Annotated in this window: 10 protein-coding genes and 5 pseudogenes; 9 read left to right on the top strand and 6 right to left on the bottom strand. The window is 69.7% G+C overall.

Translation table 11 applies throughout. The annotated features are described in order from the left end of the window. Positions 1-60: 60 nt before the first annotated feature. The 6 genes and pseudogenes from OG241_RS02805 to OG241_RS02780 all read left to right on the top strand — a co-directional run. Positions 61-633, top strand: a pseudogene (locus tag OG241_RS02805) (TetR/AcrR family transcriptional regulator); the annotation flags it as partial. Positions 634-717: 84 nt separating this feature from the next. Continuing rightward, complete coding sequence (locus OG241_RS02800) at positions 718-1,020, top strand: hypothetical protein (protein WP_405813431.1); 303 nt, start codon at positions 718-720, stop codon at positions 1,018-1,020. Positions 1,021-1,144: 124 nt separating this feature from the next. After that, positions 1,145-1,304 (top strand): annotated as a pseudogene (locus tag OG241_RS02795) (IS6 family transposase); the annotation flags it as partial. Between the two features lie 424 nt (positions 1,305-1,728). Continuing rightward, the gene (locus OG241_RS02790; protein ID WP_405813430.1) at positions 1,729-3,462 is read left to right on the top strand and encodes an LPXTG cell wall anchor domain-containing protein; all 1,734 of its coding nucleotides are present in this window, start codon (positions 1,729-1,731) and stop codon (positions 3,460-3,462) included. A 108-nt stretch (positions 3,463-3,570) separates the two neighbouring features. After that, a pseudogene (locus OG241_RS02785) lies at positions 3,571-3,780 on the top strand (hypothetical protein); the annotation flags it as partial. A 384-nt stretch (positions 3,781-4,164) separates the two neighbouring features. Further along, positions 4,165-5,139 carry an expansin EXLX1 family cellulose-binding protein gene (locus tag OG241_RS02780; protein WP_405813428.1) on the top strand — a complete coding sequence of 325 codons (975 nt, stop codon included), beginning with the start codon at positions 4,165-4,167 and terminating at the stop codon, positions 5,137-5,139. A gap of 1,096 nt (positions 5,140-6,235) precedes the next feature. On the opposite strand, the gene OG241_RS02775 is transcribed toward OG241_RS02780, so the two are convergent. Continuing rightward, positions 6,236-7,681, bottom strand: a complete 1,446-nt coding sequence (locus OG241_RS02775; protein ID WP_405813426.1) for a glycoside hydrolase family 43 protein — start codon at positions 7,679-7,681, stop codon at positions 6,236-6,238. A gap of 82 nt (positions 7,682-7,763) precedes the next feature. Beyond that, positions 7,764-8,012, bottom strand: a pseudogene (locus OG241_RS02770) (xylosidase); the annotation flags it as partial. 247 nt (positions 8,013-8,259) lie between these two features. Between OG241_RS02770 and OG241_RS02765 the strand changes: the two are divergent. Together OG241_RS02765 and OG241_RS02760 are read left to right on the top strand one after the other, a co-directional pair. After that, positions 8,260-8,672 (top strand): annotated as a pseudogene (locus OG241_RS02765) (IS21 family transposase); the annotation flags it as partial. Positions 8,673-9,131: 459 nt separating this feature from the next. Beyond that, positions 9,132-10,574 (top strand): non-reducing end alpha-L-arabinofuranosidase family hydrolase, encoded by a 1,443-nt coding sequence (locus OG241_RS02760; RefSeq protein ID WP_405813425.1) that lies wholly within the window; start codon positions 9,132-9,134, stop codon positions 10,572-10,574. Positions 10,575-11,038: 464 nt separating this feature from the next. Here OG241_RS02760 and OG241_RS02755 read toward each other — a convergent pair whose 3' ends face one another. After that, positions 11,039-12,292 (bottom strand): MFS transporter, encoded by a 1,254-nt coding sequence (locus OG241_RS02755; RefSeq protein WP_405813423.1) that lies wholly within the window; start codon positions 12,290-12,292, stop codon positions 11,039-11,041. 240 nt (positions 12,293-12,532) lie between these two features. On the opposite strand from OG241_RS02755, the gene OG241_RS02750 reads away from it, so the two are divergent. Next, positions 12,533-13,606 (top strand): AraC family transcriptional regulator, encoded by a 1,074-nt coding sequence (locus tag OG241_RS02750; RefSeq protein WP_405826008.1) that lies wholly within the window; start codon positions 12,533-12,535, stop codon positions 13,604-13,606. Positions 13,607-13,614: 8 nt separating this feature from the next. Here OG241_RS02750 and OG241_RS02745 read toward each other — a convergent pair whose 3' ends face one another. Genes OG241_RS02745 through OG241_RS02735 form a run of 3 tightly spaced genes read right to left on the bottom strand, consistent with a single transcriptional unit; the run spans position 13,615 to position 17,293 of the window. Then, positions 13,615-15,075, bottom strand: a complete 1,461-nt coding sequence (locus tag OG241_RS02745; protein ID WP_405813421.1) for an aldehyde dehydrogenase family protein — start codon at positions 15,073-15,075, stop codon at positions 13,615-13,617. After that, complete coding sequence (locus OG241_RS02740; RefSeq protein WP_405813420.1) at positions 15,072-15,950, bottom strand: SDR family NAD(P)-dependent oxidoreductase; 879 nt, start codon at positions 15,948-15,950, stop codon at positions 15,072-15,074. The genes OG241_RS02745 and OG241_RS02740 overlap by 4 nt, the downstream gene beginning before the upstream one ends. Beyond that, on the bottom strand, positions 15,947-17,293 hold the full coding sequence (locus OG241_RS02735; protein ID WP_405813418.1) for a flavin-containing monooxygenase: 1,347 nt from the start codon (positions 17,291-17,293) through the stop codon (positions 15,947-15,949). Before OG241_RS02735 ends, OG241_RS02740 begins: the two co-directional genes overlap by 4 nt. Between the last annotated feature and the right edge of the window lie 30 nt (positions 17,294-17,323).

The raw sequence follows: 17,323 nt of genomic DNA, 5'->3' as shown, positions 1-17,323 counted from the left end.
GTCGGGACACGCTGGGGGACGCGGTGACCATGGCATCGCTCGAGCCGGTTCGTCGCCCAGGGATACGAGGCGACCACCATGGAGCAGATCGCCGAGGCCGCCGATGTCGCCCGGGCGACCGTCTTCAACCACTTCGCGCAGAAGGTCGGCTTCCTCGAGGAATGGGGAGTCCGCCGCCGTGGCCGCGTCGCTGAGATCCTCGGCGCGGAGCGCGCGGAAGACCTGCCGGTCGGCGACCGGCTGCGCCGTTACCTGAAGGAGATGGGCGACCTCAACGTCGCCTCACGTGCCGAGACCACCGTCCTGATGGACGCGTCAGCGCGGTACGGGCGCCTTCTGCAGGACCCGTCCCTGGAAGTCGAACTCGCCAGGATCGTCGAGCAAGGGCGGCAGTGCGAGGAGGTCAGGGCGGGCGTCGACTGCGACCAGGCCGGGCAGCTGCCGGCCGCCTGCTACTTCTCGACGATCCTGCGCTGGATCCCCGAGGAACCGGCCCCCTTCGACCTGGACGAGCGCCTCGCCGGGGCGCTCGACATCATCCTGCCGGGGAACCCTGACGGTTGCCCTCACCGCTGCCTTGAGGCAAGAGGCCGGTGGGCCCGGCGATTGAGCAAGCCCGTGGCTCCTGCGTGATCGTTCTGCGTAGAGAACAGAAATGATCACGCGGGACCACGGGCATCTTGCGTCCAGGGCCAAGCCCGCGACCCAACACGAACCGTGACGTCCCGTCAGGAGACCGAGCCGGCGCACCGCTCAACTCAGGCGACAGCCGTCCTGCCCCGGTCCTCCATTCTGGTGGCGGCCCTGTCCACCGTCGTGGAGTGGTACGACTTCACGCTGTACCTGTACATGACCACTGTGCTGTCCCGGGTGTTCTTCGGCACCGGCTCCACCTCGCTCCTGATCACCCTGGCGGTCTTCGCCGTCGCCTACCTGATGCGCCCGCTCGGCGCGATGGCCTTCGGCCGCATCGGGACCGGCTCGGGCGCCGCAAGGTGCTGCTCGGCTCGATGGCGGTGATGACCGCCGCGATGCTGGCCACCGCCCTGCTCCCGACCCGCGACCAGATCGGCTCCGCCGCCGGGGTTTTGCTGTTGCTGCTGCGCTGCGTCCGTCAGCGAAAGAAGCGTCTGGCGGCACCTTGGGAGCACAGCGGTTCCTGTCCGGGTTCAGCGGCATCTCACCCCCACTTCCGACCCCGCCGCCATCTGATCCCCGCATCCGACTGTCGAGCCGAGATGGCCATCCGCTTCGCGATCTGGGACCAGGCCACCAGCGCCCCCGACAAGCCCACCGCAGGCTGAGCACAGGCCCGGAAGCCGGCTCCACCACGCCCCAACGCACCGTCAGACACCCACGCACCAACAACGTGACAGTGCCAGGCGAAGAGCTTCCGGTACCTGACGATCTGTACGGTCTCCTGCCCCGAAGTGCCACCCGCTTCGTGGCCCTGTGGTTCTCCGACCGGCATGGGGACTGTCGATGTTGACACCTGGAAGATCCGCGGACTAGCGTGCGTAACGAGTATTCGATGCGTTTCATCGAATACTCGACAAAATCTTCTCCCCTCACCGCATCCCCCGGCCACAGATGCCGACGAGGGCGAGCCGTGGTCAGCGGCGCTACGCCCTCTGTGTGAACACCTGATCGGAGCACTACGTGTCACCTGACGACCCGAGATCCGCCGAGCAGCTGATGCCTCGGGGGCGCACGCCGCGCCGTAGCCGGATGCGTCGGCGCTTTGTCGTGGGGGCGGTGGCGGTGCTCGCCGCCTCGGCCGGTGTCGGAGCGCTGGCGCCCAGTGCGGGCGCCGCGGCGACCGTCGGTATCCGTGTGGATGCCCGTACCTCCTTGGGCACGGTGCCCAGCAGTGGTGTCGGCCTCAACACGGGCGTCGGCGACGAGAACATGGGCACCGCCAAGGTGACCTCGCTGATGAAAGGCGCGGGAGTTCGGCAGTTGCGCTTTCCCGGCGGCTCTGGCGCGGACGGCTACCACTGGAAGACCCACACCATGGAGGACGGCGGCTGGATCGTGCCCAACACCACCTTCGACCATTTCATGGCCACCGCGAAGAAGGTCGGCGCCCAGCCGATCGTGACCGCGAACTACGGTTCCGGCACCCCTCAGGAGGCCGCCGACTGGGTCAAGTACGCCAACGTCGACAAGGGCTACGGCGTGAAGTACTGGGAGATCGGCAACGAGGTCTACGGCAACGGGCACTACAGCGACGGCAAGGGCTGGGAGATCGACAAGCACGCCGACAAAAGCCCGACGGAGTACGGGAAGAACCTGGTCGCCTACGCGAAGGCGATGAAGGCCGTGGACCCGAAGGTGAAGATCGGAGCGGTGCTCACCACCCCCGGCGGCTGGCCGGACTCGGTGAAGGCTCCCGGTGACAGCGCCGACTGGAACAACACGGTGCTCTCCATCGCGGGAAAGTCGATCGACTTCGGCATCGTCCACTGGTATCCGGGCGGCACCACCACGGCCGACCTGCTGAAGACCCCCTCCAAGATCGCCGGTGTCACGTCCACGCTGCGCTCGCTGGTCGCCAAGTACGCGGGCTCGCACGCCGCTTCGGTGGAGATCGCGGTCACCGAGACCGACGCCGCGTTCTCGCCCGCCCTGACCAGCCAGGCCGCGGCCCTGTTCGCGCCGGACACCTACATGAGCTGGTTCGAGCAGGGTGCCACCAACGTGGACTGGTGGAACCTGCACAACGGCACGAGCGAAGCACCCACCACCGTCAACGGCCAGACCGACTACCAGGACGGGGGCATTCTCTCCGCCGGCACCTGCGCCGGGGGCAAGTGCCAACCGGCGCGCGAGACGCCCTTCCCCACCTACTGGGGCATCCGCTCGCTGACCGCACTGGCACAGCCCGGCGACACCATGGTCAAGTCGTCCTCGGGCACATCGTCGGTCGCTGTGCACGCGGTGCGCAGCCGCAACGGCGGTCTGAACGTCATGCTGATCAACAAGAGCCCGCAGAACGCGGCCCAGGTGTCGCTCTCGTACGCCGGATTCACCCCGGCCGCAGGGTCGGTCACGACCGTGTCGTATGCCAAGGGTGGCACTGCCCTGACGACGGCGAAGCGGGGCACGGCGGCCGCACAGACGCTGCCGCCGTACTCGATCACCACCCTTCAGCTGAAGTCCGCGCCGGGCACCGCCCGCGCTGACAAGGCCGTCCCCGCCCCCACCCCGACCGCCGCCACACCGGTTGCCCCCGCTTCCGGCACGACCGGCACCCGGGCACAGGCGGAGGCACAGGCGCAGACGGAGAACGGCGCACCCGTCGGCGGGCCGACCCCGAACGGCAGCACGTCCGGCCCCCTGGCTTCCACCGGGGCGAGCAGCGCTGTCACCTACAGCGGCCTCGGTGGCCTGCTGGTCATCGCCGCCGGCGGCCTGCTGGTGCTTCGCGGACGTCGCCGCAAGGCGTTGCACGGGAAGTGAGACCGCGTGAGTGACTGACGGCCCGGCAGCAACGCCACCCACCCGTGGCGTGCGCGCCGGGCCGTCGGCCTCCGCGTCGACGTCGGCGGTCAGGAAACAAACAAGGCCCGGGTCGTTGACCTGGACCTGGCTTACCTCGGCACCGGTCCCGACCCGTGGGGCGGCCCACGGGCCGTGGTCCGGGCCACCGTGGAACTGCCGCGCGAGGACTTCGCGATGAACTACAACCAGGTCGTCCAGGTCGTCCAGGCCGGCATGGCCGCCATCGGCACCACGCTCCGCGTCGGGATCGACCTCCAGGCCGTCCACGGCCCGAGCGAGTTCTGGGCCAGGGGCCTGGGCGACCAGCAGAATCGGCCGAGAGGGTCCTCCTCTCTCCGGCGCCAAGCTGCCGGCCAAGCCATGATCGTTCTCGACGCCAACGGCTGTTCCGATGTCCCAAGGCCGGGCCCCAACGGCCGGGGCCCGGCCGACTGAAGACCCGTCCGCTCACGTCGAGCCCGCCTGGCGCCGACTGCCGGCCGAGCGGGAACGGGCGCCACAGAGACCGCGCCCAGAGTGTCTCTCCGGCTGTTTCCTCCGGCTGTCTGTCGCCTCCGTCGCTCCCGGCATCCGACCCGACCTACGAATCGGCGGCAACCTTTTCGGCAGCTGCCGCCACTGAGTAGTGCAACAGCAACACGCTCTTCCGAACGGATGGATATGCAAGAGACACGCCGGGCCGCACGCCAACGCAGGCACAGACGCGGTCTGCTGGTGGCCACCACCACGGGGCTGGCCGTCACGGGTCTTCTCGTCTGCCTGGTCATGACGATGCGACCCGACGGCAACGACGATGCCGGGGCGGCTCCGGCCACGGCCGTGGCCAACTCACAGGAGACGCTCACGCCGACACCGCCGGAGGAGAAGCCCGCCACAGCCTCCCCGTCGGCCACCTCCGTGACTCCGTCGGCCGGTGCTTCGTCCCCGTCGGCGAGCGCCACGGCCCTGAAACCTTCGGCGTCCCCGTCGGCGGCGCCGACCTCGGCCGCCCCGCGGACAGCTCCCGCCACGTCATCCCTGGCCGGACGGATCCGGCCCAAGACCACCTACCAGGGGGTCGCCACCGTCTACCCGGCCGGGGTCGGGGACGGCGCCTGCTCGTTCGGCCCGAGCGCCGACATGATGATCGCGGCGATGAACGAAACCGACTACGAGACAGCCGCGGCCTGCGGAGCGTACGTGCTCGTCCACGCGGCGAACGGAGCCTCCGTCACCGTCAAGATCACCAACGTGTGCCCCCTGCCCTGCGCACCTGGTCAACTCGACCTCAGCGAACAGGCCTTCGCCAAACTCGCCCCCATCAAGACCGGCCGGATCGGGATCACCTGGAGCTTGCTGAGCGCCGACTCGGTCGGCACGGTCTCGATCCGCTACAAGGACGGATCCAGCATCTACTGGTGCGGCATTCAGGCCCTCGGTCACCGCAACCCGCTCGCCCGGCTGGAGGTCCGCACCAGCAGCGGCTGGCGCCAACTCGCCCGCACCGGCTACAACTACTTCCTCTCCCCTGACGGCAGCGGGTGCGGTGGCGCGATCAGGATCACCGACATCTACGGAGAACGGCTGACCGTCACCGGGATCGCTGTGCGCCCCGATGTCGTGCAGTCGACACAGGTCCAGTTCGCACGGCACTGACCCCGCCGCAGACAGTGAGCCAGGGCCCCTCCGAACCGGGCCCTGTTCCCGTATGGCTACCGCCAGGTGGCGTGTAACGGTAAGTAACTACTTGGGGCTGCGGTCGCGCTGATGAAGGGTGGTGAAGTCAGCGTGCGCGGTCTCGACAGCCTCGGGGTACGCCTGGGTCTTCTCGTGCTCAGCGAGGGCCCATGCGTTTCACTTCGTTTCGTTGCGTTGCAGCATTATGCAAGGAGCCCTCCCGGTCGGGGCTGTGATGGCGCCTGTCGCGAACCCCTGCATGGGGGCCAGGTCATCCGCAGGAGCCGATGCCGGGCGGGTGGCGCAGGTCGGTCCAGCCGATGGCGGAACCACCGCCGACGGGAGCATGCCGGACAGTCACGAGGGGGTGATGGTGGGGCCGGCCGCGCTGGACGACGCACGTTTCGGCGGAGCGCAGAAATTTCTTCGCGGCGTTCAGCGGGATCGCACCCCACTCCCGACCCCACCGCCACAGCCTGTCCGCTACCCACTACCGAGCCGAGATGATCATCCGCTTCGCCATCTGGATCACATCACCGGCATCGTCGGCCTGCCCGCACAGCCTGGCCCAGGCCGACACCCGGGTCGGCCACACTCCAGCACGCTGTCAGGCGGTCGCGCACCCAACAACGTGACAGCGCCCTCGAAGTCCGCCCAGGTCACCCCAGGCGTTACGGCGTGGTCAGGCCGCTGACATCCCCGTTGCGGACCCTTCGACCATGCCCTGGCCGGAGCTGAGGATGTGGGAGGGCGGGATGGTCGGCGCGGACGCAGCGGGGGATCGGGGCGCGCTCACTGGTGTTGCGCGTCGGCGAGGCCTCCGCGCCGCGCCGCCGCCAGAGCGGCGGTGATGTCAGGCGGGGACGTCGGCGGGGGCGGGGGCGTGAAGACGGCCGCCGGGCTGGCGGTTACAGCCTGTGGAGCGCAGGTCAGGCCAGGACTCGTCCCGGTCACAGCGCGACGAAGCAGGAAGCCACGGATTCCCGTCCGAAGACTGTGCCCCGTACGGCCAGTAACGGACGGGAAAGCCGGAATCCTTGGGCTTCAGCCCGAGGAGCAAGTCGACGCGGTGCGGTTACGCGGCGCGGGTGAACTGCCACCAGTTCATGTTGAACAGGTAGCCGCTGCCGCCGGTGAACGTCAGGTAGAGGTCCTGGGTTCCCGTCGCGCCGCTCACCGGGCAGGTCACCGTGGTCCAGGCCTGCCAGCCGCCGGTGTTCGGCACACCGCACCGGCCCACGACCGTCCCGCTCGGACTGCCCAGGCGCAGCTCGACGGTGCCGCCGCTGGTGGCGGAGGCCACGCGCGCAGTGTAGGAGGACGCGCCCGGCCCGAAGGCCACGCCCTTGACCTTGATGTAGTCGCCGTTGTCGATCCAGCCGACGTCCATTCCGCCGTCACTGGTCCATTCGGTCTCGATCCCGGAACCCCAGGCGGTCGTCTCGGCCTCCTGGCGTACGTACGGGTCAAGCGCACCGAGCTGGGGTGCACCGGCGGTCGTCATGTTGATCGTCGGGATCGTTCCGTCAGCGTTGTAGGAGAACTTCTCCACTGCGACCGAGCGGGTGAAGTTGCCGCCGCCCGGGAGGGCGCCGTTGTGGTAGAAGAAATACGAGTTGCCCTGAAAGTCCACGATGCCCGGGTGGTTGGTGAAGCTGTTGCCCTGGGCGGGCATGACTGTTCCACGGTAGGTCCACGGCCCGGTCGGGCTGGGTGCCGTGGAGTAGGCGATGAACTCCGCGCAGCACTTGGCCGCATACACCATGTAGTACAGGCCGTTCCGCTTGTAGACCCAGGGTGCTTCTTCGTACAGCGTGGGGCGGTCGGGGTTGTCGGTGCGGGTTCCGAAGCCCGCGGTCGTGAGCGGAATTTGGGCGGGGCTGCCTGCGTAGGACGTCATGTCCGCGTTCAGCTTGACGTACCACAGATTCGGATTGCCCCAGTACAGGTAGGCCTGGCCGTCGTCGTCGATGAAGACGGTCGGGTCGATCTCACTGTTCTCGATCAGCGGGTGGCCGAGGGCGTCCCGGAACGGGCCGGTGGGGCTGTCCGCCACCGCCACGCCGATGGCCATCCGGCCGGTCGCCCGGGCCGTCACCGGCACGTACCAGTAGAACTTGCCGCCCCGTTCGACGGCCTGGCCCGCCCACGCGTCGCTGGACGCCCAACTGAAGGTGGCCAGGCTGAGCGGCGAGCCGTGGTCGGTCCAGTTGACCATGTCGGCGGAGGACCACACCCGCCAGTCCTTCATCACGAAGGAGGAGTTGGAGCCGTCCTCGTCGTGCCCGGTGTAGAGGTAGACCCGTCCGTTGTACACCAGTGGGGCAGGGTCGGCGGTGTAGACGTTCTGCACGATCGGATTGTCCGCCCTGGCCGCTGTGGGATGCACCGCGGCGGGAAGGACGGCGAACGCCAATATGAGGATCAGCCCCCAGGTTGCCCGGGCGAGTCTCGTACCGGTGGCGGGTGATCTCACTGCGGTCGGGTGAGCCGTTGGCCTGAGGGCGGCGGTACTGGTCATGGTGTGTGTGGTCCTTCCTGGTGCTGCGGGGTCGGGGGCTGGGCAGCTGGTCGGATGCAGGGGAGGGGCGTTGCTGCGCTCGGGGTGTGGTCAGCGCGAACCGTGCGATGCGGACGGAGCTGCCGAGTGTCTGCGTGGCGTAGTTGGAAAGGGCGAAGCGGTAGCCCGTGAAGAACTGCCAGGTGTGGCTCCCGGTGAACGCGGGCCCCAGGTGGGTGAAGCTGGTGCCGTCGGTGCTGTGGAGAAAGATTCCCGGACGGGAGGCGCCGGGGCGGATGCCGGCGGCCGCGCGCAGCCGGATACGACTGCCCGTGACGTTGGCGCTCGCGACGTCACACGATGCTCCAGGAGGCGATCACGGCTCGCCGCACGAGCACCAGGTGCACCCGTCCAAGTCCGGCACTGGGCGCGTGGGGGGAGAGCCTTACTGGACGGATGATGCGGGTGCTGTCATGCCCGGCATGCGCACCATGAGCAAGCCGCTTCGGCCGGGCGTGTTCGATACTGCGAACGTGATCCGATCCTTCGGACGGCACGGAGCCTAGGAGTTGATAGCGGACAGCACAAGATCTTTGACCGACCCATTCATGCCGAAGGCTGAGGAGTGGGTCGACCTGTCGCAGTGCAGAGTGCGAGCCGACAAGCTCACGAACGCCTCCAGCTATGGGGTTCACCGGGGGCGAGCGGACGACGCGGCGGGCGGTCGCGCGAGCGAAGGCAACAGTGGCGGGCCGGCCACCGTCGTACTTACCGGCCGTGGATCGCCGAGCCCGGCCTCTGGTTGCAGTTCGATTGGGGATGGGGCCCGAAAGTGCCTGGTCCGGGTGGTGGGAGCGAGCGCGAGACGCCATTGTTCTGCGCGTGGCTGTGGTCCCGCTTCCGGGCGGTGATCCCGGTCTGGGACCAGACCCCGCCCACGGGGATCTCGTGCATCGACTCCACCTTGTGGGCGATCGGCGGGGCACCGACCTGTCTACGCACCGACAACGAGACTCCGCGGGGCCTGCGCGATCTTCTGGCGGCAGGCCAGCACCCGCGTCCACCGCGAGACAGGCAGGGCACCGGCCTCCCCCCAGTCGGTCGACCGCACCTGCCTGCACCCGCTGCCCGTGGCCCCTCACCCCCCAACTGGGACCGGGCGGCAACCTTTTCGGGAGCGGCGGCAACCAGTACTGCAACGGTGCCACTACAAGCCCGCGCCGCTGCCTGACCTTCAGCCAAAGACCCGTACAAGCACGGGACTTGAGGCCGCCCGGTTCGGTCTGTGAATGTTCGCTTGCGAATTCTGCGAGAGGTGTTGACGCTGATCACTGGAACCTTAATCATCCAGTTGCTCGACACTTCGACCCGTGTTCGCTATGTCGAACAATTCAGGGTCGTACCACACCGCTTCCGGACAGCCCCTGACGGGCCGGACCGGAGTCGCTTGCTCAAGGATGACGAGGTCCTTATGCGCAGACGTAGTTTCAGTCTCGGACGCCCGTCGGCGGTGCTCGCCGCCGTGGTCGCGGCCCTGGCCGCGTTGGCGACGCTGCTCGTCGCCGGCCCGGCTCAGGCGGCCACCACCAGCGACGTGCGCGGTGTTGATTCCGGCCGGTGTCTCGACGTGTCGGGCTTCAGCCAGACCGACGGCGCGAACGTGCAGATCTGGGACTGCCACGGTGGAGTCAACCAGCAGTGGACGTTGACGGACAGCGCCCAGCTGACCGTGTACGGCAACAAGTGCCTGGATGCCCGGGGCGGCGGCACCACGGCCGGGACCCCGGTGCAGATCTGGACGTGCACCGGCACTGAGAACCAGCAGTGGCGGGTGAACTCCGACGGCACGATCGTCGGCGTGGGGTCCGGGCTGTGCCTGGAGGTCTCGGGCTGGGGTAAGGCCAACGGCACGGAGGTGCGGCTCTGGTCGTGCACCGGCGGCGCCAACCAGAAGTGGACCGGCCTGTCCGGGGCGAGCAACGCGTGTGCTCTTCCGTCGACGTACCGGTGGACCTCGACCGGCCCGCTGGCGGAGCCGAAGGCGGGGTGGGCCGCGCTCAAGGACTTCACCACCGTGAAGTACAACGGCAAGCACATCGTCTATGCCACGACGCACAACACCCTCGCCGGCAACGACGGGCGCTGGGGACTGACGACCTTCAGCCCCTTCACGAACTGGTCAGACATGGCCACCGCCACCCAGAACACGATCCCCTTCGACGGCATCGCGCCGACGCTGTTCTACTTCGCCCCGAAGAACCTCTGGGTGCTCGCCTACAACGGGGCTTGGCCATACAGCTTCGGCTACCGCACCTCGAGCGACCCCACCGACCCCAACGGCTGGTCCGCGCAGCAGGAGCTGTTCACAGGCACCCTCCCGAAGGGGGGCCCTCTCGACGTGACCCTCATCGGCGACGACACGAACATGTACATGTTCTTCGCTGACGACGAGGGCGGCATCTACCGTGCCGACATGCCCATCGGCAACTTCCCGGGCACCTTCGGTTCGTTCACGAAGATCATGAGTGACACGCCGCTCAACCTGTTCGAGGCCGTCGAGGTCTACAAGGTTCAGGGGCAGAACCAGTACCTCATGATCGTCGAGGCCCAGAACTACACCGGGTACGGCCGCTACTTCCGCTCGTTCACGGCCACCAGCCTGGACGGTACGTGGACACCGCAGCCGCAGGCCGACACCGTGACCAGCCCCTTCGCCGGCAGTGCCAACAGCGGCGCGACGGCCTGGACAAAGGACATCAGCCACGGCGATCTGGTTCGCACCAACCCCGACCAGACCAAGACCATCGACCCTTGCAATCTGCAGTTCCTCTACCAGGGGCGCGACCCCAGCTCCGACGGCATGGACTACGGCCTCCTGCCCTACCGGCCGGGCGTGCTGACACTGCAGCGCTAGTCGGTGGCGTGACGCGGGTTCTGGTGTTCCTGACGTTCACGGGCAACGACGTACGCCGAACCGGGTGAGCGTCACAGCGAGCGATCAGGAGCGGGCCGAGTTTGGAGCGGCGGGCTCGGCGCAAGGCCGAGCCCGCCCGTGCACCTGGAGAACCCGGATGGTGGCCCCCTGGCCATCGGACACTGCTCCTGCCGCTGTCCTCCGGGTGCCGCCTGCACGTCGAGGGCGTTGACCCGGCCGTCGCCGCCGAGGACCGGGGTGGGGGAGTGGTGCGGGCCGGTGGAGTCCGGGCACACGACAACTGCCCCTGACTCGAGTGTCGTTGGGGCCGGGGGTCGAACCGTCGGTGTCAGCGCCCGGTCAGGCGCCGAGCGGAGGCAGCACGACATGCCGGCAGGTGTTCACGGCGCGATGGTGGTCGCGACCGCAGACCGTGAGCCAACTCGGTGTGGGTGCGGGCGGGATCAACGCAGTGGCTGGGGATCCGCCCGGTCGAGGGGCGGGACGCTGTCCGCACGAACCGGGCCCGGAGGCCGTTGGGTGAAGTGGCGGGCGGCGGCCAGGAGCAGGACAGTCAGGGCGGCCGGTGCCGCGTAGGCGAGCCGGAACTGGCCGGTGGAGCCGAGGAGTCCGCTCACCGCGCCACCGGTGATGACGCCGACGTAGTTGAAGAGGTTCAGCCGGGCCAGGACCGCCTCCGAGGCGGCCGGACGCAGCCGTGCGGCGGAGGCCAGGCACAGCGGGGCCAGCACGGACGCCCCCAGACCCACCGCTCCGGCCGCGAGAACGGCGACCGGCCAGCTCGGTGCGGCGGCCATACCGGCCAGGGCACCCGCGACCAGCAGGGCCGCTGTCCGGACGACGGCGACCGCCCCGAACCGTCGCACCAGGCGGTCGGTGGCGGCGCGGCCGACGACGGTGCCGGCCTGGTAGGCCGCGTACGCCAGTGGCGCGACCGTGAGGGACGCGGCGAGAGTCCGGCGCAAGTAGACCGCCGACCAGGCGGAGACGGTGGAGTCGACGACGTAGACGACGAGGAGGACCAGGCCGAAGGGGATGAGCCGGATCCACAGACGGCGTCCCAGCGGCGGCTGCGCGACGGTGTCCGACGGCACCTGGGCGGAGGAGGAGGGGAGTGCGTGGGTGCGGATGCAGGTGGCGAGGAGCAGTACCAGGCCCGCCTGCACGCCCAGCCCGGCGGCGACGGGCCACTGCAGCCTGGCGGTTCCGGCGGTGAGCAGGGCGGCGAGTACGCCACCCACGCTCCATGCCGTGTAGAAGGAGCCGAAGATGCTGCGGCCGTAGGCGCGTTCGATCGCCGCCGCCCGGGTGTTGGCCCCGACGTCGAGGGCACCGACGGCGAGCCCGAAGAGGATGTACGCGCAGATGACGGTCGCCTCGTCGGGCGCCCACCCGATCAGCGTCAGCGCGGCGGCGGCCGTCAGCAGGGCCCCGCGCATCGTGGCGACGGAACCGGCGCGGCGGATCGCGGCCAGCCCCAGGAAGCTGCCGCCGCCTGCCGTCAGGGCCACCGCGACCATCAGGGCGGTCGTCAGGAGCGGAGCCAGTCCCAGGTGTTCGGTGACAGCGGGGACGGTCGTGTACACGGCGGCGACGGACACACCCTGCGCGGCGAACGCGAGGGTCGCACTCCTACGCGTGCCGGACCTGGAGACCGGGTGCCCGGTGGTCACCCGTGCTGGACGTTCAAAGGACATGATGCTGTCGCGCCTTCGTTCCTGTGTGCGCCGAGGTGAGCCGTCCATGCGAACTGCCGGACTGAGTAGTCGGGGCCGGCGAATCGGATTCCGTGCGGGTGATGGAAACCGTAGCCAGGCGGGGCGGGCGGGCTCAGGGCGTCAGGGGCCGTCCAGGGGACTTCGGCGGCCAGGGTGCGCGACCGGTGGTGTCCGCTGTCTACGGTGATGGCCGAAGGAGAGGAGGCGGAAGTGAGTGCGATGTCCCCCGCACCCGGCGCGGCGGAGCCCGCCGGGACCAGCCGCAGTACGTCGGCGACGATCCAGCCGAACATCCTGCGCTTCCTCGTCGTGGTCGCCGACGAGCGCGGTGTCGATCTGCGGCCCCTGCTGAAGCAGCTGGGTCTGGACGAGACGGTCATGCGCTCCGCCGCGCTGCGGGTGTCGTACCGGCAGGGCAGCGCGGTGATCCGCCGTGCGCTGGAACTCACCGGGGACGAGCATCTGGGGCTGAGGGTCGGCGCGGCGCAGCATCTGACTGCGTGGGGTCTGCTCGGCTTCGCCCTGATGGCCGACGACACGCTGCGGCACGCCATCGAGACCGGGGTGAAGTACCAGAACCTGTCCGGGGCGATGGTGGTGTGGTCTGCCGCCGTGGGTGAGGAGGACGACGCGTTCGTGCTGCGCGCCGATCTTCCCGATCCCGCCATGGACCCGGCCGTGGCCTCCTTCCTCAGCGAGGAGGCGTTCGCCTCCGTGGTCACCCTGTCCCGGTTGGCCGTCGGGCCGGCCTTCGCACCGAGGGCGGTGGAGTTCTCCTTTCCGCCACCGCGCCAAATCGGCCTGTACGAGGGCCTGTTCCGCTGTCCGGTCCGCTTCGGCGCCCCCGCGAACCGGATGGTCGTCGACCCCGCGTGGGCCCGTTTCCGGATGCCCGGCCGGGATCCGGTGTGCTACGCGTCGACCCTGGAGCTGCTCGACGCGCACCTGGCCTCCCGCCGTGACCAGCAGGATCTGCTGGAGGTGCTGGAGGTCTCCGTCGCGCAGGGCCTCCCGGTGGTGCCGTCGTTCGCCGAGCAGGCGCGGCGGCACGCGACGAGTGAGCGGACGCTGCGCCGTCGGCTGGCGGACTGCGGCACGACGTACGAGGCACTCGTCGAGGGAGTACGCCGGGAACGCGTCGAGCAGCTCCTCCTGCGCCCGGAGCTGACCCTGCGCGACATCGCTCGCCGGGCCGGGTTCTCCGACGAACGGGCGCTGCGCCGCGCGGTGCACCGCTGGCACGGTGCCTCCCCGGGTCGACTGCGGGAGCGGATGCGTACCGCTCGTCTCTGAGGCCGGATTCAGCGGGTGCGGATCCAGACCGTCTTCTCCCGGGTCCACTGGGCGAAGGCGTCGGTGGACTTCTCCGCTCCCCCGAATCCCGACTGCTTCCAGCCGCCGAAGGGGGTGGTGATGTCGCCCTCGCTGTAGGCGTTGACGGAGATCACGCCGGCCTCGATGCCCCGGGCCAGCCGGAGTGCGGTGTCGAGGTCGCGGGTCCAGACCGAGGCGGCGAGCCCGTACTCGGTGGCGTTGGCCATCCGTACCGCCTCGTCCTCGGAGGTGAAGGTCTGGACGGTGACGACGGGACCGAACAGCTCCTTGGTGAGGACGTCGCTGCCGTCCGGGGCGCCGGTGATCACGGTGGGCGGGTGGTAGGCGCCGCGCGGATGTAGCCCGGGCGGCAGCCCCCGGGTGTGGATCCGGGCTCCGCCGGTCCGGGCGGCCTCGACGGCTGACGCGACCCGGTCGACGGCGGCACGGTTGATGAGCGGCCCCAACTGCGTGCGTGGGTCGGCCGGATCGCCGATGACGAGCTCGCTCGCCGCGGCTGTGAACCGTTCCAGGACCTCCTCGGCGATGTCGCGGTGGACCAGGACCCGGGAGCCGGCCGTGCAGTTCTGCCCCATGGTCAGGAACGCGGCCTCGATCATGTGGTCGATCAGCTCGTCGCCGTAGGAGAGCGCGTCGGCCATCAGCACCTGGGGGCTCTTGCCTCCCATCTCCAGCGAGACCCGCTTGAAGTTGCTGTCGGCGGCGTCCCTGAGGATGCGGCGGCCGGTCGCGGTGGAGCCGGTGAAGGAGAGCGCCCCCACGAGGGGGTCGCGGGCGAGGGCGGCGCCGGCTTCCGCGCCGTACCCGGGCAGCACCGTGAGCACCCCGTCGGGCAGGCCGGCCTCGGCGGCGAGGGCGGCCAGGCACAGGGCCGAGCGCGGGGTCGCCTCAGCGGGCTTGACCAGCAGACAGTTGCCCGCGGCCAGAGCCGGTCCGACCTTCCAGGCGGTCATGGCCAGCGGGTAGTTCCACGGCAGGATCGCCGCGACGACACCGACCGGTTCGCGGCTCATGAGGCCGAGACCGTCGGGCCCGCTCGGCGCGACCCGGCCGAAGAGCTTGTCGGCCGCCTCGGCGAACCAGCGGATCGACTCGATCGCCCCGGGCACGTCGCCCGTACGGCATTCCGTGATCGGCTTGCCCGCGTCCTCGCTGTCCAGCCGGGCGAGGATCTCGGCGTCGTGTTCCATCAGGTCGGCCAGCCGCAGCAGCACCGCCCCGCGCTCCCGGGGCGGCAGCCGCGACCAGACCCCGGTGTCGTGGACCCGACGGGCCCGCTCGGCGGCCTTGGCGACGTCGTCGGCGCTCACGGCGGGCAGGGTGGTGATCAGCTCACCGGTGGCGGGGTTGACGACCCGCAGCGTCCCGTTCGACGTGCCGTTCAACGTCTCGTCCGACGTCCCGTTCGTGGTCCCGCTCGTGGTCATGCTTCCTCCACCAGTTCCCAGCGCCCGTCGGTCCGCCGGGCCAGTCCGCGTCGGCGGAGTTCCTCCAGATAGTGGGCCATGCCCCGGTCACCGCGCCTGCGGAACAGCGGAAGGATCCGGGGCAGCAGGTTCGGCACGAGCATCGCGAACCGCACCAGCCGGGACTCACCGGGCCGCGGATAGGCCTCCAGCCGGGGCCTGTTCAGCAGGCTCACCACGGCCGCGACGACGTCGGCGGGCTGCTGCGGCCGGTCCTGGAACTGCATGGAGTTGCCGCCCTCCACGGCTTCCTGACGCAGCATCCGGGTGTCGGTGGCGGACGGGAGCACCGACCCGGCCAGGATGCCCTTGCTCCTGAGGTCCAGCCCGATGGCGAGCATCGCGCCGCGCAGCCCGAACTTGGAAGCGGTGTAGACCGGGGTCTCGCCGAGCGGGAAGATCCCGCCCAGGGAGACCGTGGTGACCACCCGGGCGTCCTGGGACGCCAGGAGAAGAGGGACGGCTATCCGGGTCGCGACCAGCGGTGAGGTCAGGTTGAGGGCGATCTCCAGCTCGATGCTCTCGACGCTGCGGACGTCGAAGCGTTCCGCGCTGGTCATGCCCACGTTGTTGACGAGGACGTCGAGACGGCCGTGCTCGTCGGCGACCACCTCGAACAACCGCTGCACCTGGGCGCGGTCCAGCAGGTCGCAGCCGATGCCCATGTGCCCGGAGCCGGGAAGCTGTGCGGCCACCTTCATGGCGCGGACCCCGTCGATGTCGACGACGACACAGCGGGCGCCACCCGAGGCGAAGCGGCTGCACAGCGCGCTGCCGATGCCGCCCGCGCCGCCGGTCACCAGCATGACCTTGCCCGTGAAGTCGAACCCGCTCATGCCGTCGCCTCCACGGGCCGCGCGGACCGTACACGCGGCGGCTGCCCGGCGGTGCGCCAGCCCATCTCCGCCGCGACCTTGCCGAGGTACTTCACGAAGGCGGCGCCGTCGACGTAGCCGGTGTGGCGGGGCGAGTCGACGAACCTCAGCCCGCCGGACAGGTCCGGGTGGTCGGCGCGGATCCGCTGGGTGAACCGCTCCGCGTTCGGCAGCCCGTGCCGCGCGTCGTGGATGTACCCGGCGATCAACTGCGCCTGGGAGTCGAAGAGCTGGTACGCGCCCGAGTTGGTCTCGATGAAGCCGATGCCGAACAGCCCCGTGTGCTCGCGCGAGAACGACGACAGGTACAGGTCGGGGTGCTGCTCGTCGCCGAAGTACCGCTGCGCGACGGGCACTTTGTGCACATACCCCGTGGCCAGCAGTACGAGGTCGAAGTCGTCGCTGGTGCCGTCGGTGAAGTGCACGGTGCTGCCCTCGGTGCGGGCGATCCCGGGTTTGGCGGTGATGTCGCCGTGCTGGAGGTGGTGGATCAGCATCGAGTTGATGGCAGGGTGGGTCTCGAACAGCTTGTGGTCGGGCTTCGGCAGCCCCAGCCGTGTCGGATCACCGTTGATGATCCGCAGGAGGGCGCCGAAGAGCCGCTGCGCCAGCCACATCGGCAGGTGCGGTCCGCTGTTGGCGATGGTGTCCACCGGCCGGCCGAACAGGTGCTTGGGGATGAACCAGTATCCGCGCCGCATGCTGATCACCGCGTGGTCCGCGGTCCGGGCCGCGTCGCAGGCTATGTCGCAGCCGGAGTTCCCCGCGCCCACGACCAGGACCCGCTTGCCCCGCAGCTCCTCCGCGCCGCGATAGCCGACGGTGTGCCGCACCTGGCCGCTGAACTCCCCGGGCAGTTCCGGGATGTTGGGGTGCCACTGCGAGCCCGTGCACACGACGACCTGCCCGTGCGTGCTCTTGTGCCCGTCGGCCCGGGTGACCGTCCAGGTGCCGTCGGCGTTCTTCTCGACGTTCTCGACGGCGACGCCGAACTCGATACGGTCCGTCAGCCCGTAGGCGTCGGCGAAGGAGCGCAGGTAGGACAGGATCTGCCGGTGGGGCGGGTAGTCCGCGAAGTGGTCGGGCATCGGGAAACCGCCGAACCCCGACAGGGTCCTGCTGGAGATGAAGTGCGCCGACTCGTACATCGGGCTGCCGGGGTTGTCGATGTCCCAGATACCGCCGGGCGCGGTGTGCCGCTCCAGGTGCGTGTACGGCAGATTCCGCTCGGCCAGGGCCCTGGCGACCGCCAGCCCGGCAGGTCCCGCCCCGATCACGCACGTATCGAACTGGCTTTCCTTCACAGGCCTGCCTCCTCGTTCATCCCGCTTCAC

The sequence above is a fragment of the Streptomyces sp. NBC_01390 genome (genome assembly GCF_045040105.1).
Classification (GTDB): domain Bacteria; phylum Actinomycetota; class Actinomycetes; order Streptomycetales; family Streptomycetaceae; genus Streptomyces.
This window is presented reverse-complemented; position numbering and strand designations above follow the sequence as displayed.